This window comes from Tessaracoccus rhinocerotis (genome assembly GCF_007197885.1).
Lineage (GTDB): Bacteria > Actinomycetota > Actinomycetes > Propionibacteriales > Propionibacteriaceae > Arachnia > Arachnia rhinocerotis.
This window is the reverse complement of sequence record NZ_VKKG01000005.1, coordinates 18,659-44,418: the sequence shown is the minus strand read 5'-3', so window position 1 is coordinate 44,418 and position 25,760 is coordinate 18,659. Positions and strand designations below refer to the sequence as shown.

Annotated in this window: 24 protein-coding genes; 3 read left to right on the top strand and 21 right to left on the bottom strand. The window is 69.6% G+C overall.

Going from position 1 to position 25,760, the window contains the following annotated elements; genetic code table 11:
• Positions 1-5: 5 nt before the first annotated feature.
• The 6 genes from pulA to FOJ82_RS11895 form a co-directional block, all read right to left on the bottom strand.
• Positions 6-6,254, bottom strand: coding sequence for a pullulanase-type alpha-1,6-glucosidase (pulA, locus tag FOJ82_RS11920; RefSeq protein ID WP_143938723.1), 6,249 nt, complete (start codon positions 6,252-6,254; stop codon positions 6-8).
• Positions 6,255-6,415: 161 nt separating this feature from the next.
• A complete protein-coding gene (locus FOJ82_RS11915; protein ID WP_143938722.1) occupies positions 6,416-7,906 on the bottom strand; it encodes a DUF1846 domain-containing protein in 1,491 nt (496 codons plus the stop codon).
• A gap of 52 nt (positions 7,907-7,958) precedes the next feature.
• A complete protein-coding gene (locus FOJ82_RS16250; protein ID WP_185975769.1) occupies positions 7,959-8,567 on the bottom strand; it encodes a hypothetical protein in 609 nt (202 codons plus the stop codon).
• 108 nt (positions 8,568-8,675) lie between these two features.
• Positions 8,676-9,605: a DUF368 domain-containing protein gene (locus FOJ82_RS11905; protein ID WP_143938721.1), complete on the bottom strand. Its 930-nt coding sequence runs from the start codon at positions 9,603-9,605 to the stop codon at positions 8,676-8,678.
• Between the two features lie 103 nt (positions 9,606-9,708).
• Positions 9,709-10,428, bottom strand: coding sequence for a YggS family pyridoxal phosphate-dependent enzyme (locus FOJ82_RS11900; protein WP_143938720.1), 720 nt, complete (start codon positions 10,426-10,428; stop codon positions 9,709-9,711).
• 33 nt (positions 10,429-10,461) lie between these two features.
• On the bottom strand, positions 10,462-11,349 hold the full coding sequence (locus tag FOJ82_RS11895; protein ID WP_143938719.1) for a hypothetical protein: 888 nt from the start codon (positions 11,347-11,349) through the stop codon (positions 10,462-10,464).
• A gap of 40 nt (positions 11,350-11,389) precedes the next feature.
• Here FOJ82_RS11895 and FOJ82_RS11890 point away from each other — a divergent pair, with 40 nt between their 5' ends.
• Positions 11,390-12,817, top strand: coding sequence for an amidohydrolase (locus FOJ82_RS11890; RefSeq protein ID WP_185975768.1), 1,428 nt, complete (start codon positions 11,390-11,392; stop codon positions 12,815-12,817).
• A gap of 12 nt (positions 12,818-12,829) precedes the next feature.
• Here the strand turns inward: FOJ82_RS11890 and FOJ82_RS11885 are convergent, their stop codons facing one another.
• Genes FOJ82_RS11885 through FOJ82_RS11875 form a run of 3 tightly spaced genes read right to left on the bottom strand, consistent with a single transcriptional unit; the run spans position 12,830 to position 14,241 of the window.
• The gene (locus FOJ82_RS11885) at positions 12,830-13,450 is read right to left on the bottom strand and encodes an L-threonylcarbamoyladenylate synthase (protein WP_143938717.1); all 621 of its coding nucleotides are present in this window, start codon (positions 13,448-13,450) and stop codon (positions 12,830-12,832) included.
• A gap of 9 nt (positions 13,451-13,459) precedes the next feature.
• Complete coding sequence (locus FOJ82_RS11880; RefSeq protein ID WP_143938716.1) at positions 13,460-13,882, bottom strand: pilus assembly protein; 423 nt, start codon at positions 13,880-13,882, stop codon at positions 13,460-13,462.
• Positions 13,879-14,241, bottom strand: a complete 363-nt coding sequence (locus FOJ82_RS11875) for a TadE/TadG family type IV pilus assembly protein (protein ID WP_143938715.1) — start codon at positions 14,239-14,241, stop codon at positions 13,879-13,881. The genes FOJ82_RS11880 and FOJ82_RS11875 overlap by 4 nt, the downstream gene beginning before the upstream one ends.
• 150 nt (positions 14,242-14,391) lie before the next feature.
• On the opposite strand from FOJ82_RS11875, the gene FOJ82_RS11870 reads away from it, so the two are divergent.
• Both FOJ82_RS11870 and FOJ82_RS11865 read left to right on the top strand, forming a co-directional pair.
• The gene (locus FOJ82_RS11870) at positions 14,392-15,612 is read left to right on the top strand and encodes a pyrophosphate--fructose-6-phosphate 1-phosphotransferase (protein WP_143938714.1); all 1,221 of its coding nucleotides are present in this window, start codon (positions 14,392-14,394) and stop codon (positions 15,610-15,612) included.
• Between the two features lie 120 nt (positions 15,613-15,732).
• The gene (locus FOJ82_RS11865) at positions 15,733-16,605 is read left to right on the top strand and encodes an HpcH/HpaI aldolase/citrate lyase family protein (protein WP_221933141.1); all 873 of its coding nucleotides are present in this window, start codon (positions 15,733-15,735) and stop codon (positions 16,603-16,605) included.
• A 7-nt stretch (positions 16,606-16,612) separates the two neighbouring features.
• On the opposite strand, the gene FOJ82_RS11860 is transcribed toward FOJ82_RS11865, so the two are convergent.
• From FOJ82_RS11860 to FOJ82_RS11805, 12 genes are all read right to left on the bottom strand, one after another.
• Entirely contained in the window at positions 16,613-17,866 is a 1,254-nt protein-coding gene (locus FOJ82_RS11860) for a YihY/virulence factor BrkB family protein (protein ID WP_143938712.1), read from the bottom strand.
• Between the two features lie 18 nt (positions 17,867-17,884).
• Positions 17,885-18,718: a siderophore-interacting protein gene (locus FOJ82_RS11855; protein ID WP_143938711.1), complete on the bottom strand. Its 834-nt coding sequence runs from the start codon at positions 18,716-18,718 to the stop codon at positions 17,885-17,887.
• A gap of 79 nt (positions 18,719-18,797) precedes the next feature.
• Entirely contained in the window at positions 18,798-19,373 is a 576-nt protein-coding gene (locus tag FOJ82_RS11850; protein ID WP_185975767.1) for a MerR family transcriptional regulator, read from the bottom strand.
• Between the two features lie 137 nt (positions 19,374-19,510).
• Positions 19,511-20,008: a bifunctional nuclease family protein gene (locus FOJ82_RS11845; protein ID WP_143938709.1), complete on the bottom strand. Its 498-nt coding sequence runs from the start codon at positions 20,006-20,008 to the stop codon at positions 19,511-19,513.
• 13 nt (positions 20,009-20,021) lie between these two features.
• A complete protein-coding gene (gene ftsR, locus FOJ82_RS11840; protein ID WP_143938708.1) occupies positions 20,022-20,717 on the bottom strand; it encodes a transcriptional regulator FtsR in 696 nt (231 codons plus the stop codon).
• Positions 20,717-21,202, bottom strand: coding sequence for an FHA domain-containing protein (locus FOJ82_RS11835; RefSeq protein WP_143938707.1), 486 nt, complete (start codon positions 21,200-21,202; stop codon positions 20,717-20,719). The genes ftsR and FOJ82_RS11835 overlap by 1 nt, the downstream gene beginning before the upstream one ends.
• A 90-nt stretch (positions 21,203-21,292) precedes the next feature.
• Positions 21,293-22,132 carry a DUF881 domain-containing protein gene (locus tag FOJ82_RS11830; protein WP_246099862.1) on the bottom strand — a complete coding sequence of 280 codons (840 nt, stop codon included), beginning with the start codon at positions 22,130-22,132 and terminating at the stop codon, positions 21,293-21,295.
• Complete coding sequence (locus FOJ82_RS11825) at positions 22,125-22,457, bottom strand: small basic family protein (RefSeq protein WP_143938706.1); 333 nt, start codon at positions 22,455-22,457, stop codon at positions 22,125-22,127. Before FOJ82_RS11825 ends, FOJ82_RS11830 begins: the two co-directional genes overlap by 8 nt.
• Before the next feature lie 18 nt (positions 22,458-22,475).
• Positions 22,476-23,243, bottom strand: coding sequence for a DUF881 domain-containing protein (locus FOJ82_RS11820; protein ID WP_143938705.1), 768 nt, complete (start codon positions 23,241-23,243; stop codon positions 22,476-22,478).
• On the bottom strand, positions 23,230-23,841 hold the full coding sequence (locus FOJ82_RS11815; RefSeq protein ID WP_143938704.1) for a CDP-alcohol phosphatidyltransferase family protein: 612 nt from the start codon (positions 23,839-23,841) through the stop codon (positions 23,230-23,232). Before FOJ82_RS11815 ends, FOJ82_RS11820 begins: the two co-directional genes overlap by 14 nt.
• A 9-nt stretch (positions 23,842-23,850) precedes the next feature.
• Complete coding sequence (locus FOJ82_RS11810) at positions 23,851-24,912, bottom strand: glycosyltransferase family 4 protein (RefSeq protein ID WP_143938703.1); 1,062 nt, start codon at positions 24,910-24,912, stop codon at positions 23,851-23,853.
• The gene (locus FOJ82_RS11805) at positions 24,909-25,757 is read right to left on the bottom strand and encodes an LpxL/LpxP family acyltransferase (protein WP_143938702.1); all 849 of its coding nucleotides are present in this window, start codon (positions 25,755-25,757) and stop codon (positions 24,909-24,911) included. Before FOJ82_RS11805 ends, FOJ82_RS11810 begins: the two co-directional genes overlap by 4 nt.
• Between the last annotated feature and the right edge of the window lie 3 nt (positions 25,758-25,760).

The window sequence follows — 25,760 nt, the reverse complement described above, 5'->3', positions numbered from 1 at the left end:
GGCGGTCAGCGGAAGCGCACGATGTTGTTGAACACCCAGCCCTGGTCGCGGAACCAGGTCCGGTTGCCGGCGGAGTCGAGCTTGGAGTTGATGAAGCCCGACCAGGCGTAGCTGCGGCAACCGTTGCCACCGGTGACCGGGGTGTCACAGGCGGTGCGCCAGCGGCGCCCGTCCGCGGCGGTCCACTCCCCCGCGTATCCGAGCGGGTTGTCGGCCCACTGCGAGCGCTTCATCATCGGCAGGTACGTCATGTTGTTGAAGTACCAGTCCGTGACCTGCGCGTAGGCGGTGCCGTTGAACACCACCTGCGTTGCCAGGATCTGCGTACGGCAGCGGACGGTCTGCGAGTAGGGCTCGCAGGTGGTGAACCACTGCCTGCCCCCGACCCGGTGGTACCCGGGCGTGGAGTACAGGTCGCCGTGCGGGTCGAACCAACCGGGCACCGAAGGTTTCGCGCTGGGTGACGGGCTGGCGCTCGGACTCGGCGACGGCGACTGGCTGGGTCCCGGGGAGGGCGACTCGCTCGGCTCGGGCTCGTCGGCCGCGGCCTCCACCAGCAGCGCGGCGGTCCGTGCCGGGATGGTGAGCTCCCCGGTGGCCGTGGCCCACGCCGTCGCCTTGACGACGTCGTCGACGCCATCGGCCTGGATCGGGCTGAGTGCGTACTCGCGTCCCGCCAGGGCCGGCACCGCGACGGTGACCGCGTCGGGCGTGGCGTTGATGGCCACGAGAGCGCCGTCGAGTTCGGGATCGACGTCCTGGGCGTGCACCGGCGGGCGGTCGTCGACCGCCATCAGCACCAGTCCCGGTACTGCCTCGGCGCCGGAGCCCGGGAACGTGACCCGCTCGGCCACCAGCTCGGCCGTGCCCAGCGTGAGCAGCGGCGTCGACCTGCGCAGCCTGAGCAGGTCCAGCGCCTGGGCGAGGGACTCCTCCATGGCCACCGTGTCCGGGTCCAGGTCCGGGTCCTCGAGCAGCGGCGCCATCACGGGCCACTTGTCGCCGTTCTTCTCCTCCACGGGCAGGCCGGAACCGAACGTGTTGGAACCCAGGCTCCAGTCGACCGCGTTGAAGTGGTCGCCCGAGTTGTAGGAGTCCCGGTCGAGGGACTTGGACCGCAGGACCTCCGTGCCGGCGTGCCAGAACGACGGTGACTGGCCCAGGGTCACGGTGGCGAGCGAGACGGTGTTCATCCGGACCCGATCCGCCATGGACGTCCCCACCGGGAGCTTCATGATGCCCAGGTCGTAGAGCGTCTCGTTGTCGTGGGCGTCGACGTAGTTCACGGACTCCTGCGGCTCGCTCGCGTAGCCGGCAGGCTGGCCGTTGTAGTCCAGCTGGTCGCCCCGCTTCTGCGTGCCGTCGGAGGCCGTCAGCACGTAGTCGCTCAGGTTGCCCGCCATCCCGATCCGGACCAGGTCCGCCGAGTGCTGCAGCGTGGCGAGCTGTTCGGCCTCGGTGGCCTCACTGAGGCCGTTCGGGTCGGTGTAGAGGCCGGTGCCGAAGCCCTGGTTGACGCGGTGGTCCTCGTCGAAGGGTCCGCCGCCGTGGACGGCGTCGCGGAGTCGGTCGTTGAACGCCCCGATCCCGGTGCCGTCGAGCTGGCCCTGCTTGGCCTGCTCGAACTGGGCGTTGCCCGCCACCTCGCCGAAGTCCCAGCCCTCGCCGTAGAGGTAGATGGCCGAGCCGTCGACCCCGTCCTCGGCGACGGTGAGCGCGTCGAGCGCAGCCCGGACCGCCTCCATGTTGGCGCGGGAGTGGTGGCCCATCAGGTCGAACCGGAAACCGTCCACCTTGTACTCAGTGGCCCACGTCACGACGGAGTCCACCATCAGCTTCTCGGCCACGCGGTGTTCGGTGGCGATGTTCTGGCAGCAGGTCGAGGTCTCGACGGTGCCGGCGGCGGAGAGTCGGTGGTAGTAGCCGGGCACCACCTTGTCCAGCACGGAGCGTTCACCCTGTCCGGACTCGGCGGTGTGGTTGTAGACCTCGTCCAGCACCACCTGCAGTCCGGTCGCGTGCAGCGCACCGACCATCTCGCGGAACTCGTACGACCGGGCGCCGCCGACCTGGTTCGCTTCGGTGGCGTAGGAGCCCTCGGGCGTCGTGTAGTGGAACGGGTCGTAGCCCCAGTTGAAGGCGTCCTGGTCCGCCACCGCGGACACCGCCGCCTGCTGTTCGGGCGAGGCGGGGCCGGCGTCGGGGACCTCCGGGATCACCTGGAGGTCCCGGTCCTCCTCGATCGTGGCGATGTCGAAGGTGGGCAACAGGTGGACGGTGTCGATACCGGCCTCGGCCAGCTGCGCCAGGTGCCTCATGCCGTCGGACTCGGACCGGGTGAACGCCTTGTAGGTGCCCCGTTCCGCCTCGGGCACGGTCTCGTCGGCGATGGAGAAGTCCCGCACGTGCAGCTCCCAGATGGCTCGCGACGCGTCGTTGCGGACTTGCGGCGACGGTGTCTCGCTCCACTGCGTGGGCGCGAGTGCCGGGTCCGACAGGTCCACGAGGACCGACCGCTGTGAGTTCAGGGTCAGCGCCAGTGAGTACGGGTCGGTCACCTCGTTGGTGACCACGGCGTCCTGCGCCGGCACGTAGACGTCGATGGCCCACAGGTACTGGGCGTCCTTCCACTCCGGGTTACCGGTGACCGCCCAGCTACCGTCGGAGGCTGCGGTGGCCTGTTCGACGGTGGGCTCGCCCGAGCCGTCGGCCGGCCAACGCAGCAGCGAGACGTCACTGGCAGTCGGGGCCCAGACCCGCACGGTCGGGACGTCGCCGTCCCAGACGGGTCCGAGTTCGACCCCCTCGAGCGCGTCGGCGTGGAGCGCGTCGAGCACCCACGGGATCTGCACGGAGGTGGCGGCGACAGGGGTCTCGCCCCGGGTAGCAGTCACCAACAGCTCTCCCCCGACGACGTCCTCGGCCACGCTGCCGTCCAGGGTGAGCGCGACATAGTCGGACAGGTGCGGGAAGCGCTCCACCAGCGGCCCCGGCAGGTCGCCGGCATGGGCCAGTGCCACCGACTCGCCGCCCGAGACGCCGTCGCCCACCTCGAGTGCCCCGGCGGGGTCGTGGTGCAGGGTCCAGGAGAGCTCGGCGAGGTCACCCGCCAGGAGGGACCGCGGCCAGGCGATCACCTCGGGCGTGAGCCACTGCGCCCAGGCCTGGCCGAGCCCGGCCAGCGGCGGGTTGGCCACCTCGATCGTCAGGGCGTGGGTGGTCTCGTCGTAGGTGACCGTGACCACCTCGCCCGCGTTGGTGCTGAAGAGGTAGTTCTGGCCGTCGGGCACACCGCCGACGCCGTAGTTCTCGTCCCAGGAGCCGCCGACGGCGACCTTCAGCTCGTAGCTGCCCGTTGGCAGCGCGTCGGTGGCGAACGTCCAGGTCCCGTCGCCGAGCGGCCGCATCGCGGTGGCCAGGCAGTCCGGCTGCCAGTCGCCCGGGCAGCCCAGCGCGGCCTGCCAGCTGCCGGGCAGCGTGACGACGTCGGCCACGGGTACCACCCACGACAGCTTCGTCGCCGGGTCGTGGAAGAACCGCAGCGGGCTGCCGTCGGTGGTGTAGGTCAGGTTGTCGCCGCCGGGCACTCCACCGGCGCCGTAGTTCTCGTCCCAGGTGCCGCCATAGGCCACCTTCCACTCGTAGCTCCCGGCTGGCACCGTGAACACGCCTGTGTACAGGCCGGACCCGTCGAGGGTGAGGGCGGCCTCTGCGCACCCCGGTGCCCAATCGGCTGCGCAACCCATGGCGGCATTGTGGCTGCCGGGAATGGTGACCTCAGTGCCGCCGGGCTCCTCGCCGCCGCCCTGGGGCGGGGTCAGGGCCAGGTCCTGGCCCACCCAGACGAGGGCCGAGTCCCCGGCCACGCCGTCGGCATCGGTGAGGACGCCGCGGACCTCGAGGGGGGTACCCGCCGCGTGCGCGGAGAAGTCCGCGTACACCCGCGGGGTGTCGTCCTCGGCGACGGCGATCGTGGCGAACCCGTCCCCCGCGCCCAGCGTGCGGTACGCGAAGGTCGTCTCGGCCCAGCGGTCGGCGTCGACCGTCGCGGTCAGGGCGAACAGGTCCCCGCCCACGGCGGCGCCGTCGGGCAGGTCGAGGGTGACCTCCCCCGAGCCCGCGGCCACCGGCCGGTCGGCGAGCAGCACCACGGCGGACAGTCCCGCGACCTCGAGCGTGAGGACGCCGTCGGCGTCGGCGGTCACGGTGTCTCCCCCGCCGTGCATGGGGGTGTAGGTGGCTCCCGGAGTCAGCGTGTTGAACGTCGCGGTGCTGGCCCCGGTGGCGTTGTTGAGCGCAACGACGTACTCCCGACGCTCCTCGGCATCCACGCGCGAGAAGGCATAGATTCCCGCACCGTCGGAGGCGAAGCGCTCGTACTGGGCGCCGTCTGCCAGCGCGGGGTGCGCGGCCCGGAGCGCCGCGAGGTCCTCGATCGCTGAGTAGAGCGTCGTGTCCGTGGCGAAGCGGTCCGCTCCGCCCACAGTGCTCCCGTCGAGCAGCTGCTGGTCCCGGTACATCGGTACCTGGCTGCCGAACAGGCTCTGGCGGGCCGCCTTGTCACCGCCCGACCCGGCGAATCCCTGCTCGTCGCCGTAGTAGACGACGGGTTGCCCGCGGGTGAGGTACATCAGCTCGTGCGCCAGCACGGCACGCTGCTCGGGCTGGTCGGAACCGGCCACGAAGTGTCCGATGCGGCCCATGTCGTGGTTGCCCAGGAACGTCGGGATCGCGGCCGCCGAGGAGTCGGCGGTCAGGTACAGGTCGTCCCCGGCGAACAGCGACGAGAGGCCCTTGGTGGTGAAGCCCTTGGCGAAGTTGGCCGCGGCGGACTGGAAAGCGAAGTCGAGGGTGGCGTCCATGTCCGAGTTGCGGACGTAGGGCGACAGCAGTGCCGGGTCGGCGTCGTAGACCTCTCCGAACATGAAGAAGTCCGGGTTCACGGCCTCGGCATGGGCGGCGATCTCGGCCGTCCACTCCTCCCAGAACTCGAAGTTCACGTGCTTGGCGGTGTCGATGCGGAAGCCGTCGATGCCGAGGTCCATCCAGGACTTGTAGATCTCGACCATGCCGTCGACCACCGCGGGGTGCTCGGTCATGAGGTCGTCGAGGCCGACGAAGTCCCCCATCGTGACCGACTCCCCCTCCCAGGTCGAGTCGCCCCGGTTGTGGTAGAGCGTGACGTCGTTGAGCCACTGCGGCTTCATCGTGACGCCCTCGCGCCGGACCGGCGTGTAGGGGAACGACGTCTCCGCATCCAGTTCGGGCCACGCGTCGTCCCCTGCGAGCGCGGAGATGTCCACCACGTTGCCCTCCGCGTCCCGGTAGGGCGAGGTGGCGGTGTCGACGTAGGCGTACTGGCCCTCCTCGTAGGCGATGCCGTCGGCGGTGTGGTTGACGATGATGTCGAAGTAGACCTTGATCCCGCGCTCGTGGGCCAGGTCGATCAGTTCCACCAGTTCCTCGTTGGTGCCGAGGTGCGGGTCGATCGAGGTGAAGTCCGTGGTCCAGTAGCCGTGGTAGCCCGACGACGCCTCGTCGCCCGAGCCCTGGACGGGGTTGTTGCGGAACGAGGGTGTGAGCCAGATGGCGGTGGTGCCCAGGCCCTCGATGTAGTCCAGGTTCTCCTTCAGCCCCGCGAGGTCCCCGCCGTTGTAGAAGGCCTCGCTGGTGGGGTCGAAGCCATGGGCGAGCCGATCCCCCTCGATCCCGCCGGTGTCGTTGCCGGCGTCACCGTTGGCGAACCGGTCGGTCATGACGAAGTAGAAGTTCTCGACGGCCGCGTTGCGAACCGCCGGCTGCGCGATCAGGGCGTCCCCGGCGATCCCCTCGCCGCTCGGCAGGGTCTCGGCGGTCACGCCGATCCGGGTCGTGGCGGAGTCGAACCAGAAGGTGAGGTCCAGCTCGCGGGGCAGGTTCAGGCGGGCATTGCCGGCCGGGTCGTTGTTCGCGCCGTAGGCGGTCCCCCAGTCGGGGTCCAGCACCACCTTGAACTCGTGCTCACCGGCGGGCACCGTCAGGGTCGCGGAGAACAGGCCGCTGCCGGCCTCGGTCTCGGTCAGTTCCGTGTTGCGGCAGTCGGCCTGCCAGTCCCCCGGGCAGCCGAGTTCGTCCTGGAACGTCCCGGCGACGATCGGGTCCCCCTCCGCCGCGCGGGCGGGAGTCCCGGCCACGGGCGCGACCAGGCCGGCCAGTGCCAACCCGATCGCGGCGCCGAACGCCAGTGTTCGTCGTGATGCAGTGTTGTGAGGCACAGGAGACTCCTTCGTCCTTGTGTGGCGGAACTGAGGCAGATACTAAGCACGGCGGCGGGCCGCTGCTGGCGTTTCGCGAAAGAGCTGCAGTTTTGCAGCAATTTGCAAAGAAGGACCAGTTGCAGCGCCTTGGACGTGTTGGGCCGCGAGCGCGCCGCCGCCTAGCGGCGCCGGTACAGCTTCTTGGTCTGGTACTCGGGCTCGCTCGTGACGTGCACCCCGAGGTTCCGGAAGATGCCCTCGTCCACCGGACCGAGGATGACGCTGGTGTGGACGTCGCAGCCCCGCAGTTGCTGCAGCTCGTCGAGCGCTCGGCGCGCGTACTCGTCGGAGTTGGCGCTCACGGACAGCGCGATCAGGACCTCGTCGGTGTGCAGCCGCGGGTTGCTGCTTCCCAGGTGACCGGTCTTCAGGTGCTGGATCGGCTCGATCAGCTCGGGCGCCAGCAACGTCACCGAGTCGTCGATCCCGGCGAGTTCCTTGAGCGCGTTCAGCAGCATCGCGGAGCAGGCACCCAGCAGGGGTGAGGTCTTTCCGGTGACGATGCGCCCGTCGGGCAGTTCGATCGCCGACGCCGGGCCCTTGGTCCGCCGCGCCACGTCCAGGGCGGGCAGGACCACGGGGCGGTCCTCCTTCGTGATTCCCATGGTGCTCATCAGCAGGGCGATCCGGTCCGAGACGCCGGGGTCCAGCTCCTCCTGCTTCTCGTGCACGAGCGCCTTGTAGTAGCGCCGGATCACCTCCTGGTGGGAGGCCGCCCGGCAGACGGCGTCGTCGGAGATGCAGTAGCCCGCCATGTTCACGCCCATGTCCGTGGGCGACTTGTAGGGCGAGGTCCCCAGCAGCCGCTCGAACAGCATGTTCAGCACGGGGAAGACCTCGACGTCGCGGTTGTAGTTCACAACCTGCTCGCCGTAGGCGGCGAGGTGGAACGGGTCGATCATGTTCACGTCGTCCAGGTCCGCGGTGGCGGCCTCGTAGGCGACGTTGACCGGGTGGTCCAGGGGCAGGTTCCAGATCGGGAACGTCTCGTACTTGGCGTAGCCGGAGCTGATGCCCCGCCTGTGGTCGTGGTAGAGCTGCGACAGGCAGGTCGCCATCTTTCCGCTGCCCGGGCCCGGTGCGGTCACGACGACGAGGTCGCGGCTGGTCTCGATGTAGTCGTTGCGGCCGTAGCCCTGGTCGCTGATCACCAGCGGCACGTCGTTGGGGTAGCCCTTGATGATGTAGTGGCGGTAGACCTTGATCCCGAGGCGCTCGAGCTTGCGCTTGAAGGCCCGCGCCTGCCGGTTCTCCTCGGTGACGTGCGAGATCACCACGGACCCGACGTGCAGCCCGTAGGAGCGGAACACGTCGATGTGGCGCAGGACGTCGGCCTCGTAGGAGATGCCCAGGTCCCCGCGGACCTTGTTGCCGGCCAGGTCGAGGGCGCTGATCACGATCACCACCTCCACCTCGTCGGCGAGCTGCTCCAGCATCAGGATCTTGTTGTCCGGGGTGAACCCGGGCAGGACCCGAGAGGCGTGGTGGTCGTCGAAGAGCTTGCCCCCGAACTCGAGGTAGAGCTTGCCCCCGAACTGCTTGCGTCGCTCGTCGATGTGACGCGACTGCATCTCGAGGTACTTCTCGCGGTCGAAACCGGCCTGCTTCATCCACACAACCTTTCAGCCGCTGGGGATCCTACTCCCCGCGGGCCGGTTCTGCTCAGCCGGCGAACTGGGCGAGGAACGGCCACATCCCACCGAAGAAGACGGCGAACGCGACCAGCGGGGCCGCCACCCCGACGATGATGCCCACGATCCCGAACGCGCGGCCGCGGCGGGTGGCGGCGGCGACAATGCTCATGATCCAGCCCACCAGACCGGCCAGCACCGACAGCGTCAGGATGGTCCACTGGGACTGCGCCCGCGCGGCCCACTCCCTGAACTGCGGGTCGTTGGCGAGCACGTCGGGATCCACGTTCTCGGGATCGAGACCGGTCGACGCGAACAACTCGCCGATCTCCTGGCCGACCATGAACGACACCACCGAGAGCACGACTGCCGCGATCACCACGATTGACATGGCGACCAGGCCAAGGGTGGCCGGGCGCTCCTCGGGCTCACCCTGCTGGTACATCCCGGTGCCCCCGTAGCCACCGTAGGCCGCCTGGCCGTAGTCCTGCTGCTGGTACCCCTGCTGCTGGTAGCCCGGGGCGGGTTGGCCGTAGCCACCCTGCTGCCCGTAGCCCTGCGGCTGCTGTGGGTAACCCTGGGGGTGCTGGCCGTAGCCACCCTGCTGGTCATCGCCCTGGGGCTGGTACGGATTGCTCATCTGGTTCCCTTCGACACGTCAACAGCCATGGTGGCACGCGGGGTCTTCGCTGGTTGCCATCTTGCCCGATTCGGCGGCCACGGACGGGCCACCGGCGCGCTTGTGCGCTCAGCGATCGGAATCGATCGTCTCCCGCTCGCCGGCGTAGCGGTCCTCGACCTTGGAGAACAGCCACGACGCCACCACGCCCAGCAGCAACATGATTGCGCAGAACGCGATGAACCATCCCAGGCCGAGACCGGCCTTGTCGATGGCCCCGGGTGCGAACACGACGGTGGGGAAGATGGCCAGCGACGAGCCGGCGACCATGCCCAGGATGAAGTGGTACATCCCCGCGTAGTGCCGGTCGAAGGCCCAGTTGGCCGCCTTGGCCAGCAGGACGACGCACAGCCCGAGCCCGACGAACAGTGGGATGAACACGGCCGGGTCGAAGTCCTTGATGCCCTCGGCCATCTTGTCGTAGAGGCCGAAGTAGATGAGGAAGTTGGACGGGCTCATGCCGGGCACGATCACGCCCAGGCCAATGAGCGCTCCAGATCCCAGCCACACCGGGATCGACGGCGGCACGTCGAGGTCCATCCCGCCGCCGACGAGCATGACCGCGAAGATGAACACGGACGACAGCAGGAGGATCACCCAGTGCCGCCCGGCGCGCCCCTTGACACCCGCCTGCCGCCAGAGGCTGGGGAACGTCCCGATCACGAACCCGATGAACAGGCACACGAACGCGGCCTCGTACCGGCCGAAGGCGGCCGCCACGACGATCGAGAACAGCACCACTCCGATGATGCCGCCGATCCCGACGGGGAGGAAGTAGCGGAACTGTCGCGCGAAGTGCTTGAAGGGGTTGGCCAGGAACTTGATGAGCGGGTCGTAGATCTTGAAGATGACCGCGAGCACCCCGCCGGACAGACCCGGCAGGATGAACCCCACGCCGACCGCGATCCCCTTCAGCAGCCGCACCAGCCAGGCGCCGGGGCTCTCCGGTGCGTCCAGGTGTTCGACGTCCGTGTGGACGGGGGTGTCTTCGGTCGTCATTGTCAACTCTCCGGGTGCGGTGCGTGATCCGCCGGACAGCCTACCCGCAGCGCGGTCGATCCTCGGGTACGACCGGGGTCCCAGCCGCCAGGTACCGAGGTCCTCAGCCGGCGCCGGGCCAGTAGTCGTTCGGGTCCAGGCGCGCGCCGAAGACGGCCTGCCCCACGCGCACGCAGGTGGCGCCGTGCTCGATGGCCAACTCGAAGTCACCAGACATGCCCATGGACAGCTCGTCCCAGCCGCCGCCGTGGGCGTCGCGCAGCTCCCGCTGGACCTGCTGCATGACCTCGAAGCAGGCCCGGACCCGGCCGTGGTCGGAGGAGAACACGGCGAGCGTCATCAGGCCACGCACGTCGAGGGCTGAGAACGCCCCGAGCTCGCGGGTGAAGGCCAGTACCTCGGCCGGCGGCAGGCCGAACTTCTGGTCCTCCCCGGACGAATTGACCTGCACCAGCACCTGCAGCCGGCGGCCCTCCGCAAGGAGCCGCTTGTCCAACTCGCGCGCCACCTTCAGGGACGCCAGGGCCTGGAACTCAGTTGCGAACTGCGCCACCTGGCGCGCCTTGTTGGACTGGAGGTGTCCGATGACTGCCCACTCGATGTCCGTGTCGCGCAGCTCCTGCCACTTGGCCTGTGCCTCCTGGACCTTGTTCTCCCCGAAGCGCCGGTAGCCGGCGGCGCGGGCCACGAGCACGTCGGCCGGGGACTTGGTCTTGCTGACCGGAAGCAGCCGGACATCATCGGCCGCCCGGCCGGCGCGGGCGGCCGCGGCCGCGATCCTGGACTCGACGGCTGCGAGGTTGGCGGCGATCTGGCTGGTCATGCCCCAATACCTACACCACACGGCAACCGTGGGTCACGGTACGAGCTCCTCCGCGTCCACCTCCGGTGCCGCCAGCAGTTGCTCCCGCACCCATTGCGCCTCCAGCCCCGACTCCGTGCTGAAGCTCGCCACCAACACGGTGTCACCCCTTGTGAGGCCGACGGCGGTGTGGCCCGGTGCGGTGGTCAGGAACGGGTCCCCGTTGCAGGACATGGCGTCGAATCCCAGCGGCCGTGCCACCTCGGCGGCCTCGCAGGCAGCTGCGTCCGCCGCCGGCACGAGCGAGACCTCGGGTTGGGCGTGGTTGTCCGCGCCCCGTCCGCGGTAGTCCACGGAGACGTACCCCCGACCCGCCCACACCCGAGCCACCTCGAACTCGGGGCCGAGGTCGACCAGGCGCAGGGTGACCGGCACTGCTCGCACGGCCTCGATGTCGTCGCGACGCTCGATCCGTTCCTCCACGACGGCGTGCGCGGACACCAGCGCGACGACCAGTGCCAGCGGCAGGACCCGCCACGCGAGCGGGATCGGGGCGCGCCGGACCAGCACCCAGCCTGCCAGGACCACCGCCGCCTCGGCGAACACCCACAACAGCCACCCGGTGCCGACCACGGGGTTTGCGGACTCCAGGAACTCCACCGCCTTCCAGAGCAGCTGCGGTGCAACCACGAGCAGCGGAACCACCAGCAGGTCGCGCCGCGGGAACCTGAGCAGGAGCATCCCCACGAGCACCACCACCGGCGCGACCAGGCTCGCCAGCGCCAGCGAGGCGACGCCGTTGCCCAGGCACTCGCCGAGGTTGCCGCACTCCTGCTCGTCCAGCGCCCTGGCTCCGAGGACGAGGAGACCCGCCATCGACGCGAGCCCGACCATGCTCGGCCAGGCGGGCATGATTGGACGGGGCCTGCCTTCGGAATCCATTCTGGTGAGTGTAGGCGGAGCGCCGTGCAAGGAGGTTCCAGTGCTGATCAGTCGTGCCCGGCTCCTGCCGGGGTTCGCCCAGGACGTCGAGGGACCGGTCGACGTGCTCGTCGAACACGGACGCGTGGCAGCGATCACGCCCACCCGTGGTCCCGGTGGCGACATCGACGCCGACGGCGCGTTGCTACTGCCCGGCCTGTGGGACAACCACACCCATTTCTCCACCCACGCACTGATCACCGAGTGCCTGGCCCTGTCCCCCACCGCGGCCCCGGACGACATCGTCGCCCAGGTCCGCGGCCACGTTCGCAGCAGCAGGGGCGAGGAGCCGGTGCTCGGCTTCGGGTTCCGGTCAGGGGGTTGGCTGGTGCCGCCAACGGCCGCGGCGCTCGATGCCGTGGCGCCGTTCCCGATCGCGCTGGTGGCCCGCGACATGCACTCGGCGTGGCTCAACACCGCCGCGCTCGAGGCCGCCGGCGTCGAGGGACCCTCGACCGGTTTCCTCGTGGAGGACGACGCGTTCACTGCGATCTCCAACCTCATGCGTTCCCTGGCCCCGCTCCTCGACGACGCCGTCGCCCGCGCGGCCGCCGGGGCAGCCGCCCGCGGACTCGTCGGGATCGTGGACATGGAGATGCAGTGGGCCATCGGCGCCTGGGCACGCCGGGCGGCCACGCGCCCGCTCACGCTGCACGTCGAGGCAGCCACCTACCGGCAGGACCTCGACCGGCTCATCGACGAGGGGCTGCGCACCGGTGACCCGCTCGGCGAGCTCCTCAGCGTCGGGCCCCTGAAGATCATCTTCGACGGCTCGATGAGCACCAAGACGGCCTTCTGCGCGGAGCCGTACTCCAATCCGCTGCCCAACCTCTCGCACGGACGGACAAACTTCACCCCTGGAGAACTCCGCGACCTGATGGCCCGCGCGCACACCAACGGCGTGACCTCCGCGGTCCACGCGATCGGCGACGAGGCGGCCCGGCTGGTGCTGGACGCCTTCGAGGCCACGGGCGCCGCCGGCTCGGTCGAGCACGCGCAACTGGTCTCCCCCACCGACGTGGTGCGCTTCGCCCCGTTGGGGGTCACTGCGAGCGTCCAGCCCCTGCACCTCATCGACGACCAGCACCTGGTGGACCGGATCTGGCCGCACGCCGGCTCGAACCTCTTCCCGCTGCGCGCGATGCTCGACTCCGGCACCCGCCTGCGGTTCGGGTCAGACGCGCCGGCGGCGCCGCTGGACCCATGGCTGAGCATCGACACCGCAGTGAACCGCACCCATCATGCCGACCAGGCGATCACGCCGGCCGAGGCGCTGGCCGCCAGCACCAGGAGCAGGGTGGCCGTCGGGGAACCCGCGGACCTCGTGCTCGTGCCCATGACGCGCGAGGAGTTCGACGCCGGGCGGTTCGAGGTGCAAGAGGTGCTGGCCACGCTGGTGGCCGGAACCCCCACCCATCTGGCTTCCTGAGCGCCGTCGGGCTCACTCGAACAGAGACGGGTCCCCTGCGCCCACCCGGACGACCTCCGGCACGTCACCGGTGAGGTCCACCACGGTCGTCGGCTCGACGCCGCAGTCGCCCGAGTCCAGTACCGCGTCCACCTCGTTGTCCAGGAGTTCCTTGACGGTCCAGCCGTCGGTGGGCGGGTCCTCGTGTCCGGGAAGCAGGAGCGTGGAGCTCATCAGTGGCGCCCCGAGGGTCTCCAACAGTGCGAGCGTGGTCCGGTGGTTCGGGATGCGCACGCCCACGGACTTCTTCTTTGGGTGCTGCATCATCTTCGGCACCTCCCGGGTGGCGTGCAGGATGAACGTGTAGCTCCCGGGGGTGGCGGCCTTGACCGCGCGGAAGTCTCGGTTGCTCATGTCCACCCAGGGCCCGAGCTGGGCGAAGCGGTCGACCACAAGTGTGAAGTGGTGCTTGTCGTCGAGCTTTCGGATGCGGCGGATCCGTTCGAGTCCCTCCGCGTTGCCGAGCAGGCAGCCGAGCGCGTAGCAGGAGTCCGTCGGATAGGCCACCAGGCCTCCGTCGGAGAGGATCTTGCTCACCTGCGCGAGCGACCTGGGTTGGGGATTGTCAGGGTGCACGTCGTAGTACTGAGCCATCACCTCAGCCTAGCGTCCACGGTAGGTGTCCACAGGCGACTCACGGGTCTGGACGATGGTGTGCTCCGAGGGGAACCCGGGGAATCCGAAATCGTGGGCGACGGTGCACGTCACGGTGACGGAGACCCGCGCAGCCGCGCCAAGCGGAGCGGCCAGGGCGCGGGCGTCGAGCGTGACGGCTCGCTGCGAGCACTCGATGTTCCCGTCGCGGAGGGCGGCCTCGGCCGTGGCGGCTGCGGCGGCCCGGGCCTCGCCCACCGTGCGCTCGATGGAGGCGGACCTCGCAGCCTGTGCCGCGGCCGCGCCGACGGCCTGCTGCGCCAGGGCGTCACGGGCGAGAATGACCACGAGCCCGACGAACAGGATCAATGCCGGGATCACCACAGCGGCCTCGATGGAAACGGCCATCCCGCGCTGGTCACGGCGTCTCATCGGGTCAACCTCTCGGTGGGGAACTCCGCAGACTTGGTGACCAGCGGGGCCCACCCGGGCACCACGGAGACGGACCTGCCCGAGACGGTGACAGTCGTCAGCACGGCGCCGCGCTGGACGTAGACCGTCATCGCGGTCAGCGAGCCGTTGTCCGCCGCCTCTGAGGCGACTCGGTCCCCCGCATCCGCGTTGCCCTCGAAGCCGGCAGCCACCCGGGCGCCGTCCTGGGCTGCAGCCAGTGCCGTCGCGTCCGCCCAGGACACGAACGCCCACTGCAGGGCCAGCAGCAGCACGCTGAAGGCGACGGGGAACAGCAGCGCCACCTGGACGCCACCGCTGAGTCCGCGCTCGTTGCTCACCTACCGGATCCTGCCACTCGGGGGGATCACTCGGACGACCCTTCGGGCGGGGGTGTGGACAACTTGCCCGGTGCCCGGAACCCGGTGGGCGTGCCCGGTGTCGGGTGCCCTAGGCTGGGCGTGTCAGAACCCACTTCCGAAAGGAATCCCATGGTCCAGAAGGTAGCCATCCTCACTGCCGGCGGCTTCGCGCCCTGCCTCTCGTCCGCCATCGGCGGCCTGATCGAGCGCTACACCGAGATCGCCCCCGAGGTCGAGATCATCGCCTACCGCCACGGCTACCAGGGCCTGCTCAAGGGTGACTACCTCGAGGTCACTGACAGCGTCCGCAAGAACGCCGCACTGCTCCACAAGTTCGGCGGCTCGCCCGTCGGCAACTCGCGGGTCAAGCTCACCAACGTCAAGGACCTCGTCAAGCGCGGGCTCGTCCAGGAGGGCGAGGACCCGCTGAAGGTGGCCGCCGACCGCCTCGTCGCCGACGGCGTCGACGTCCTGCACACCATCGGTGGCGACGACACCAACACCACCGCCGCGGACCTCGCGGCCTTCCTCGCGAGCAACGACTACCCCCTCACGGTGGTGGGTCTGCCGAAGACCATCGACAACGACGTGATCCCGATCAAGCAGTCCCTGGGTGCTTGGACCGCCGCAGAGCAGGGCGCCATCTTCGCCCGCAACGTCGTCGCAGAGCACAACTCCGGCTCGCGCATGCTGATCATCCACGAGGTCATGGGCCGCCACTGCGGCTGGCTGACCGCCGCCACCGCGGCCGAGTACCGCAAGTGGCTCGACACGCAGGAATGGCTGCCCGAGATCGGCCTGAGCCGCGAGGCGTGGGACGTGCACGCCGTCTACGTCCCCGAGGCCGAAATCGACATCGCGCGCGAGGCCGAGCGCCTCGGCAAGGTGATGGACGAGGTGGGCAACGTCACCATCTTCCTGTCCGAGGGCGCCGGTCTCGACGCCATCGTCGCCGAGCTGGAGGCGGCCGGGGAGGAGGTCCCGCGCGACCCGTTCGGCCACGTCAAGCTGGACAAGGTCAACCCCGGCAAGTGGTTCGCCGACAAGTTCGCCAAGCGCCTCGACGCGGAGAAGGTCATGGTCCAGAAGTCGGGCTACTTCTCGCGCTCCGCAGCCGCCAACGACGCGGACCTGGCACTGATCAGGGAGTGCACCGACCTCGCCGTCGACTGCGCCCTGCGCGGGGAGGCCGGCGTGGTCGGCCAGGACGAGGAGAACGGCGACAAGCTCTCGGCCATCGCGTTCGACCGGATCGCCGGCGGCAAGGCGTTCGACATCAGCACCGACTGGTACACCGCCATGCTCGACGGCATCGGCCAGGACGCACCGAAGCCGGCTCCCGCCCACTGAGGTACCGGAAATTCGTTCCCGACCGTCGCGTCGTCCGTCATGGACGACGCGACGGTCGTTTTGTGTCGTCTGCGGGTTCTTGGCTAGCTTGAACCCGAGCACACATCAAGGAGGATGCCTGTGACGAAGAACAGTCTCGGACCCGAGTTCGCCCGCTCCTGGTTGCTGGTGAATGGTACGCACACCAACCGCTTCCGCATCGCGGAGAACTCGCAAGCCGACTCGAACGTGCTGGACATCGAGGACGGGGTGGCCCCCAACCGGAAGGAGGAGGCGCTCGCGAACGCCGTCGAGTGGCTGTCCACCGGGCACGGCGCCTGGGTCCGGATCAACGGGTTCGGCACCGAGTGGTGGGAGAAGGACTGCCGGGAGCTCGCCACCTGCGACGGCCTGCAGGGCGTCATGCTGGCGATGGTGGAGTCGCCGGAGGCGGTGCTTCGGACCGCGGAGCTGCTGCCGGGGACCAGGATCGTGGCGCTGGTGGAGACCGCCCGAGGCGTGCAGCAGCTGCAGGCCATCGCCGAGGCCCGGCCCACGTTCCGGCTCGGCTTCGGGTTGGGCGACTACCGCCGCGACACCGGCTTCGACGACGACCCGATGATCCTGGCCTACACCCGGTCGCAGTTCACGATCGCCTCGCGCGGTGCCGGGCTCCCGGGCCCGATCGACGGACCCGCCGTCGGCGCGCTCGGCGTGGCACTGGCTGACGCGGCCGGAGTCACGGCCCAGTTCGGCATGACCGGCAAGATCTGCCTCAACCCGGAGCAGGCTCCGATCGTGAACGAGATCCTCTCGCCCTCGCAGGCCGACATCTCATGGGCGAACTCGTTCCTGGCCGAGTTCGAGGCAGATGGCGGTGAGATCCGCGACGGCTCCGACATCCCGAGGCTGGCGCGCGCGCGCAAGATCCTGAACCTCGCGCGGCTGTACGGGATCGAGGCCGCCGAGGGCTACACCGTGTGGAACGACCCCACGGAGGTCCACCACAGCTGAACCGGCCTCAGCGGCCGGTCAGCCGCCCCACCAGTGCGGCGATCACGGCACCGATCCCGACGCCGGTGGCAGCTCCGACGCCCCAGCCGACGCCCATCCCCACCTTCACGCTGCGGGCGGCGACGTCCTGGGGCACGTCGGGTGCGACGGCGGGCTCGGGCGGGGCCTCGGGGTCGTAGTTGACGGCACGGAGGTCGTCCAGCGGCTTGCGGGCCGCCCACCGCTCCTGCCTGCGCTTGTCGGCCCACGACTTCGGTGTCTGGGGCAGTGCAGCCGCGGGGGCCTCCGCCTCGGCCTGCTCCTCGGCCTGCTCCTCGGCCTCGTCGATGCCGGTGTCATCTGTGGACTCGACGCCCGCCGCCTTCTCGGCCTCCTTCCTGGCCAGGGCCGCCTCCCAGGTGTTCGACGTCCCCACCCAGGCTGCGACCATCAGGATCACGGTGGCGAGGACGTTGAACAGCAGCATGATGATGATCACCGGCCCGAAGACCCCCGCGCCCTGGTTGCCCGAGAACACCGCGATCAACAGTCCCGCCAGTTGCTGGATTGCCGTGACGGCTACGGCGCCGATCAACGTTCCCGCCAGCCAGACCTTGAGCGGTGCCCCCTCACCCGGGAACACGAGGAACAGGAAGGCGAACAGCAGCCAGCTCGCCAACAGCACCAGCACGATGGTGCCAACCCGCAGCAGGATCCCGATGCCGGGGACGTGTTCCAGCCCCAGCCACCCGATCACGGATTCAGAGAAGGCGCCGCCGGCATTGGTGACGCCGAAGGCCACCGCGACGCTGAGCAGCAGGCCGATGAAGATGAGCAGGTTCTCGAGGATCTCGAGGAAGAAGTTGCGCTTGATACTGGCGTCGGCGAACTTGTCGCGCCACATCGCGCGGAAGGCCCGCTTCAGGTTCCCCACCCAGTTGGAGCCGGAATAGGCGGCGGTCAGCAGCGAGACGCCGAGGTAGGTGCGCCACTGATTGAAGGTCTCGTTGATGAAGCCCTTGATCGACTCAGCGGCGTCGTCGTCGCCCAACTGCTCGGTCATCAGGTCCTGCACCACCGGAAGCAGGTCCGGCCGCAGGACGGTGAGCGTCAGGCCCGTCATGGCGATCGCGAACAGCAGGATCGGGACCATCGACAGCACCGAGAAGTAGGTGACGGCGGCGGCGAACTGTGGCCCCAGCCGCTTGTTGTAGCGTTCGTTGGCCGCCAGGATGTGCGCCACCACCGGCGTCCGCATGATCTTCTCGATGCGTTCCTTCATGCGCCGACCCTATCCGTGTCAGGGCTCGAAGATCTGTCCTACCGGCTCACGCTTCTCGGCCTGGAACCGGTCCTCGGTGCGGCCCTGCGCCCAGTAGCCGGAGATGGAGACCTGGGACCGGTCGAGCCCGTGCACCTTGAACAGCGTGTCCCGCTGCGCCTTGACGGCTCCGCGCTCGCCGTGGGCGAAGACCTGCACCCGGCCGGGGCGCCACGGGTGGTTGGCGACGGCGTCGGGCAGCACGTTCGAGGTCCCGGCGACGGCGTCCCCTCGGTGGAGCCACTGGATCCGCACGCCCTCGGGCGCGGCGAGGTCGATCTCGTCGGCCGGGCCGGAGACCTCGAGCAGCGCGTCCCCGACCGAGTCGGCCTGCAGGGCCTCGAGCGCGGCGGCGATGGCGGGCAGGGCGCTCTCATCACCGGTGAACAGGTACCAGTCTGCGTCCGGGTCCGGGACGTAGCCCCCTCCGGGACCACCGAAGCTGACCCGCTCCCCCGGCTGCACCCGCGCCGCCCAGGGGCCGGCGATGCCGTCATCGCCGTGCACGACGAAGTCGATGGAGATCCAGCGCTCGTCCGGGTTGACCTCACGGACCGTGTAGGTGCGGGTGACGGGGCGGTCCTCCGGGGCGAGGCGCTCGCGGAGGGCCGGCAGGTCGTAGGGAGGTTCGAGTCCGAGGCCCGCCTTCACGAACGTGAGCTTGACGTACTTGTCGGTGAAGTGGTTGTCCTCGAAGCGCCCGAAGTCCTCGCCGCCGAGCCGGAGCCTGACCATGTGTGGCGCGATCTGTTCCCGACGGAGGACCTCGAGGACGATCTGCGGCCGGCTGCGGCGGTCTGTGGGCTTGTTCACTTGGCTCCTGGGGCTCACGGGAACCGTTCGGTCCCATTTACAACCCTAGCCAGTGACGAAAATGGTTGCCAGTCAGGTCTCAGACGGCGCGCGTGCGGCGGCGGGCCGCCAGTTCGTCCATCACTTCGCCCTCCACCGCCGGCACCTCGTGCTCCGGACGCTCGGTGGGCAGTGCGCTGAGGGTGCCCTCGATCTCCTTCCAGACACTGGAGACGGAGATCAGGAACATGCCCTGGCCACCCTTGGAGAGGTCGTAGAGCTCGTTCGCCGAGGTGCACTCGTAGACGCTGAACCCGTCGCTGAGGAGGGTGATCTCGGTCAGGTCCTCGACGCCGCGGGCGCGGAGGTGGTCGATGGCCACTCGGATCTGCTGCAGGGAGATGCCGACGTCGAGGAAGCGCTTCACGACGCGCAGGAGCAGGATGTCACGGAAGGAGTAGAGCCGCTGGGTGCCGGAGCCGCCCGCCTGGCGGATCTCGGGGACGACCAGTCCGGTGCGTGCCCAGTAGTCGAGCTGGCGGTAGGTGATGCCGGCGACGCGGTGGGCCACGGGGCCGCGGTAACCGGAGTCGCTCGGAAGCGGAGAGAAGTCCCCCTCGACCAGCAGATCCTGCAGCGGCGGCTGCCCACTTGCACTTCCTGCGTTCTTCGACACTGCGTTTCCCTCGCTCTTGCCATGAATGACATCGACGTAACTGATGTCGATGCAGACGACGCTAACCCTCGGCCGCGCCCCCGGTCAACGACACGCCCAAGACTCGCCGCCATCCATTCCGGCGGCTGCCGAAACCCTCAACCTTCACTTGATCCATCTGACTCGTCGTTCTCGAAGTCGTCCGGGTTGACGGAGTCGAGGAACTCGCGGAACCGCTCCACCTCGTCGGTGCCGCCCTCGTCCATCTCCACCCCGACCTGGTCCATCAGCTGCTCGGCGCACTCGATCCCCCAGCCGAGTCTCAGGGCGATGTTCACGCCGTCGCTGGGGCGGGTGTCGAAGGCGCGGTCCCCCACCTCGAGCACGGCGTGGAAGACGCCGTCGCGCATCTCGGTGATCTTGAGCACGCCTGGTTCCTCGGTGTCGGCCACCTCCAGCAGGAGGGTCGCCAGGAGGTCGTGCGTCAGGGGCCGGTGGAACGTCTTCTCGCCGTCGAGCAGCAGCGCGATCCCCGCCGCGTCCACCGAGGAGATCCAGATTGGGAGCAGCCGGGAGCCGGTGCGCTCGCGCAGCAACAGGACCGGTGAGTCCTCGGGGGAGGTGAGCCTGATGCCGATGACGTCGAGCTTGATCATGGCACCCAGCCTATTACTCGTTGATCTGGCTGTGGAGCAGTGCGGCGTGGGCCTGCAGGACCTGGCGGTACACGTCGGCCAGCACGTCCTTCGGGATACCGCTGCGACGGCGGTACGGGGCGAGTGCTTGTTCCACGAGTGCCGCCTCCATGACTGCGGCCTGCTGCACCACTCGCAGCTGTCGGGGATCCACTCCGACGTTGCCGAGCTTGCGCGCTGCCGCGGCGATCGCGACGGCCTCGCGCCCGTAGAGGTTCGAACCCCGCCGGGTCTCGATGATGCGGAGGCGTTCGAGTTCGATGAGGGCGGCCTCCCCCAGTCCTGACTCGGACAGCAGCTGGCGACGGGTCACCATCCGGGAGCCGGTTCGGGGCCGTGGCCTGGCGGGCTTGGCGGGTTCGTCCGGGGTGTCGGCGGGCTCCGCGGCGGGGGCGGGCCCATCCAGCGTGACCTCCTCGCCCCTGTCGAGGGCCTCCAACTGTTCCCGGATCACCTTGAGCGGCAGGTAGCGGTCCCGCTGGGCACGCAGCACGAACAGCAGCCGGTCGACGTCCTCCTGGCGGAACCGTCGGTAGCCCGACGGCTGGTCGCGCTCCGGGGCCACGAGGCCCTCCGACTCCAGGTACCGCAGCTTCGAGACGGAGATGTCCTGGAACTCCGGCCGTAGCAGCTCCAGAACCTGGCCGATCGTGCGGGGGGCAGCCGGCATTAGCGCAGCCCGGGCTCGCTCAGGCTGATGGTTGCCCTGTACTTGCCGATCTGGATCTCGTCGCCCTGCCTGAGCTGGACGCGCTCCTCCACCAGCTTCTTGTTGACGTAGGTGCCGTTGAGGCTGCCAAGGTCCTCGAGGAACAACGCACCGCCGGAGCGGATGAACTTCGCGTGGTGGCGCGAAACCGTGATGTCGTCCAGGAACACGTCGGACTCGGGGTGGCGCCCGACGCTGGTCACGTCGGAGTCGATCAGGATCCGGGAGCTCTGGGGGCTGCCGCGGTTGATGATCAGGAGCGCGTCACCCTGCGTCAGACCGCGGACCGCCTCGAGGTCCTCCGGGCTGAGCTCACTGTCCTGGTCGTCGATGATCGCGCCGAGGACTGTGGTGGTGTCACCCATCGGGTCGTGGAACGGGGTTCCGCAGTTGCTGCAGAATTTGGCCCCGACCTGGCTCTCAGCCCCACACTGACGGCACTTCATCGTCGTCTTCCTCTCACTCGCTCGGGCCCTGGCAAATAGTCACCCGCCACAAGCTTATCGGTGGCCCGAGCATACCCAACCCAGCGACGCTCAGTTGGGAAGGGCGAACTCGTTCTCCTCCGCCACGACCACGGAGGAGATCGCGATCTCCTCCAGCTGGTCGATCTCGACCGTGCCGCCGACCCGCGGCCCCTCGATCTCGCTCACCAGTCCGCCGCGGAAGCGCGCGCCCGCCTCCAGGGTGGCCGGGTCCCCGATCGCCTCGATCATGATGGGCGCCTCCAGGACCACGTCGTCGGCGACCACCCGGCCCTGGGCGTCCAGCGCCAGCCAGGTGGACGCCACGACGCGCACGGAGTCGTTGAACTCGACCACTTCGGCCCCGGCGTCGCGGAGCTCCTCCAGGGCGTCCAGCAGCAGCTCCGGGCTGACCTTGTTCTCGGGGTCCTGCACCATGATGCGGATCCCGGGCCCCTCGACCGGGACGGTGCCGGCGATTATCTGGAGCTGGTCGAGCCGGCGCTGGGCCTCCTCCTCGGCCACCTGCGCCCCCTCGGCGCCGCTGGCGAGCTCGTCGCGCGTGGTCTGCAGGTCCCTCACCTCAGCCTCGAGGCGACGCGTCTCGGCCGCCAGGTTGTCCAGCAGCTGGACGAGTTCGGCACGACGCAGGTTGGAGTAGTCGGGGGCGGCCGCCTGCGAGCGCAGCGTGAGCACGACGAGCATGGCGGTCAGCGCCAGCACCACCGCGACCACCAACTGGCCCTTGCCGGGCCTCAGGAACGCCATGATCCGTCCTCGCGCGCCGGGTGGGGGCTCCGGCACAGGATTGGCAGGGGCCGCCTCGGGCTGCGCCACGTCCTCGGGCTCGGGTGTCTGGTCCGCCTCCGACTCGGTGGGCAGTCCGCGGCGGGGCGTGGGCTCCTCAGGCATGGAAGATCTTCCTGCGGATGGCGGCCGCGTTGTTGAAGATCCGGATCCCGAGCACGACGACGACGCCCGTGGACAGCTGCGCTCCCACCCCGATCTGGTCGCCCACGAAGACGATCAGACCCGCGATCAGGACGTTCGAGATGAACGAGACCGCGAAGACCTTGTCCGAGAACACGCCCTCGAGGTGCGAGCGCGCCGCACCGAGGATGGCGTCGAGCGCGGCGACGATGGCGATGGGCAGGTAGGGCTCCAGGAAGACGGGCAGGGTGGGCTCCAGGAGCAGCCCCACGGCTACCCCGACGATGATTCCGATGACTGCCAGCATCTGCCCGTTCCCCCTACGTCACTTCTCCGCGTACCGCAGGACCATGCCGGGATCGGCCTCGAGCTGCAGGTCCTCGTCGGCCACCCGGATGCTGAATCCTACGCCGTAATTGTCACTGATGTACTTCCACCACACCATGGCAGACGTCCTCGCGAACCTTGCCTGGAGGGTGTTGGGGTCCCCGATCACCTCGACCGTGTAGGGCGGGTTCAGGGACACGTAGTCGACGGTGATCGCCGAGCCGGCGGACCGGATGGGCGTCAGTGACGTCAGGCGCCGCCCGTTTATGGCGATCGCCTCGGCACCCGCCTGCCGCAGGCCGTTGACCAGTCGTGTGAGGTCGGAGTCGAAGACCACACCCTCTCCCCCGGCGGTGGCTGCGTCGTCGACCCGGACCACGATCCCCGGGCCGCTGACGGCGACGTCGCCCGCCAGGGGTGCCAGGAGGTCGAGCTGGGCACGGAGCTGGGGGTCGGTGACCTGGTCATCGCTCAGGTCCTGGATCTCGCCCTCCAGTTGGCGGATCTCCTCCTCCATCTCGGCCAGCCCTGTTTCGGTGGTCTCGATCTGGTCCAACAGCCCCTGCCGCTCCGAGGCCGCCTCACCCGACGTGCGGAAGGTGTTGACCCCGGCCAGCACCAGCAGAGCGGCCAGGAGCGCGGCGGTTACTGCACGGAGTCCGGGCGAGCGCTTCTCGCCGCGCTCGTGCGCGGTTCGGTACTCCGGTTCCAGGGCGTTCTCCTGCAGGTCGGTCAGCAGGCTCATGCTCTGGTCAGGGCGAGCCATCGATCGCTTCCCTGCGCTCCCGCGCCATCTCGACGGTGCGCCTCAGATACATGATGCCGGAGGTCCAGTAGAGGACCGCGCCGGCCACGGCGAACGTCCAACCGACCCAGAACGCGGCCTGGATGCCCAGCGACTTGGCCGATCCGATCAGCACCAGGGGGAAGGCCATCAGGAGGAACATGGTGGCGGCCTTGCCCGTGCGCAGGACGGGCAGGGCGAGCTTGCCGGTGGCCCGTCGGATGGGCGGGACCAGCATCAGCAGCATCACGTCTCGGGCCAGCAGCACCACGAGCATCCACCACGGCAGGATTCCGCGCACCACGAGCGCGATGATTGCCATGAGGATGTAGAGCCTGTCCGCGGCTGGGTCGAGCCGGATCCCCAGGGGCGAGCGCTGCTTGAGCTTGCGGGCGAGCCAGCCGTCCAACCAGTCGGTGGCGCCGAAGAGGGCGAGCATGCCCACGGCCCAGACGTCGTGGCCGGCGATGATCAACCACCCGAAGACTGGGACGCCGAGCAGCCGGACGAAGGAAATGAGGTTTGGGACGGTGAGCACCTTGTCGGTGTCCCATTCAGGGGCCGGCTGCGCTTGGCTCATTCCAGAATCCTAGGCCATCCCCACAACCTCGCCGTAGGCGCCGGCCACTTGGGGACCGACCCTCTCCCAGCTCCAGCGGGCCGCCGCCGCGTGCGCCACGAGGGGCTCGACTGGAGAGCCCAGCCGCTCGCGAAGTACGGCCAGCGCCGCTGTGGCGGAACCGGTCTCGAACACGTCTCCCACGCCTGCGGCTGCCAGCACCCGGCGAAACGCGGGCAGGTCACTCGCCACGACGTCGCAGCCGGCGGCGAGGGCCTCCACCAGGACCATCCCGAAGCTCTCGCCCGAGGTGTTGGGTGCCACCAGGACGTCGGTCCCGGCCAGGAACCTGGCGCGGCCCTCGGGGTCGAGGGTTCCCAGGTGCTGGACCGCCGGGTCTCGGACCCGACCGGGACCGGCCGCGACGAACTCCGCGTCCAGGCCCGCCCGCGGCGCGAGTCCCGCCAGTGCGGCGAAGACGTCGAAGCCCTTGCGCGCCTCGTCGGAGCGCCCCAGGAACCCGATCCGGGGTCGCGCGCCGCCGCGCCACCGGTTGCGAGGCGGCGGAGCGGGGGGCAGTTCGATCCCGTTGGGGACGATTGTGGGGAGCAGCCCCGTGACGGCCACGGCGGTCTCGGCCGCCTCCGGGGAGACGGCGAGGCTGACCCGCGGGCCCAGCGCTCGCGCCCGCAGCCGGAGCGCGGCGTGCAGGGGGCTCGGGAGTTGGAAGCTCGCGTGGTGCGTGACCACCAGCCGCGACGCGGCCCGCGCGGCGGCGTGCGCGACACCTGGGGTGAGCGGCTCGTGGACGTGGACCACGTCCGCGCCGCCCAGGAGGGCGACGGCGCGACGGGACTGTCGCGGCGCCAGTGCGAGGTTGGCGACCGAGCCGTTGAAGGGCAGCCCGGTGGCGGGTCCCAGGAGCTCGACCTCGACACCCGGCCCGGCCCCCGGCCTGCGGGTGCCAGGGGCGATCACCGTCGGGGCGTTGCCCTGCTCCGCCAACCAGCCGGCAAGACCGAGGACGTGGGTGCCGACCCCGCCCGGTACGTCGAGTGAGTACGGGCACACCAGCACCACCCGCAGCGTCATGGCCGGAACAGCCGCTGCAGCATCAACCAGCTGGTGGGTGCGGCGTCCACGCCCTCGGCGAAGGCCGCCACGACGTCGGTCATGGTCTCCTTCACCGAGGTCACCTCGATGCGCTCCGAGACGCGCAGCTCGACGCTGTCGCCCCGGAAGATGGTGACCACCACCCGCAGGTCCGCCCCGGTGCGGGCAGCCAGCAGAGCAGGGCCCATGGGGACGCCGACCACCAGCGGGTGGTCGTCCGTCGGCCAGGGCACGTCGACGCCGCGGCGCGACAGGTCGCGATCGCTGAGCAGGCACACCATCCGACCGGCCCGGACGTCGTCGGCGAGTGCGTCCATCAGAGCGCGCTTGCCCATCGGGTGGATGTCCATGCCCATGCCCTCGCGGGCTTCGCGGAACTTCTCGTAGAGGCCCGCGGGCAGCCGTTCGGCGACGCTGACCACCTTGATGCCCTCACGGGCGCACCAGGCGCCGGCGAAGTCCCAGCTGCCCATGTGCGGCAGCGCCACCACGAGTCCGGGACCGGCAAGGGAGGTCCGCAGCCGCGCGAGGTGGTGCTCGGAGATGATGCAACGGCTGAGGACGTCCTCGTCACTCCAGTTCGCGAGCGACAGCGACATCAGGTTGTTGCGGAGCCAGGACTCCACGAGGAGGCGACGCTCGGCGTGGGTCGGGTGGCGGCCCATCACCTTGCGGAAGTTGCTGTCCCACTGCTTCAGGCCGCCCAGGGGCAACCGGTGCACCAGCACCGCACCGACGACGCACAGCACGTTGCGCAGCCGGTGCGGGATCCGCCCTCCGAGCCGCCAGACGAGATGCACGCCCAGACGCCTCAGCCCAGTCATGGC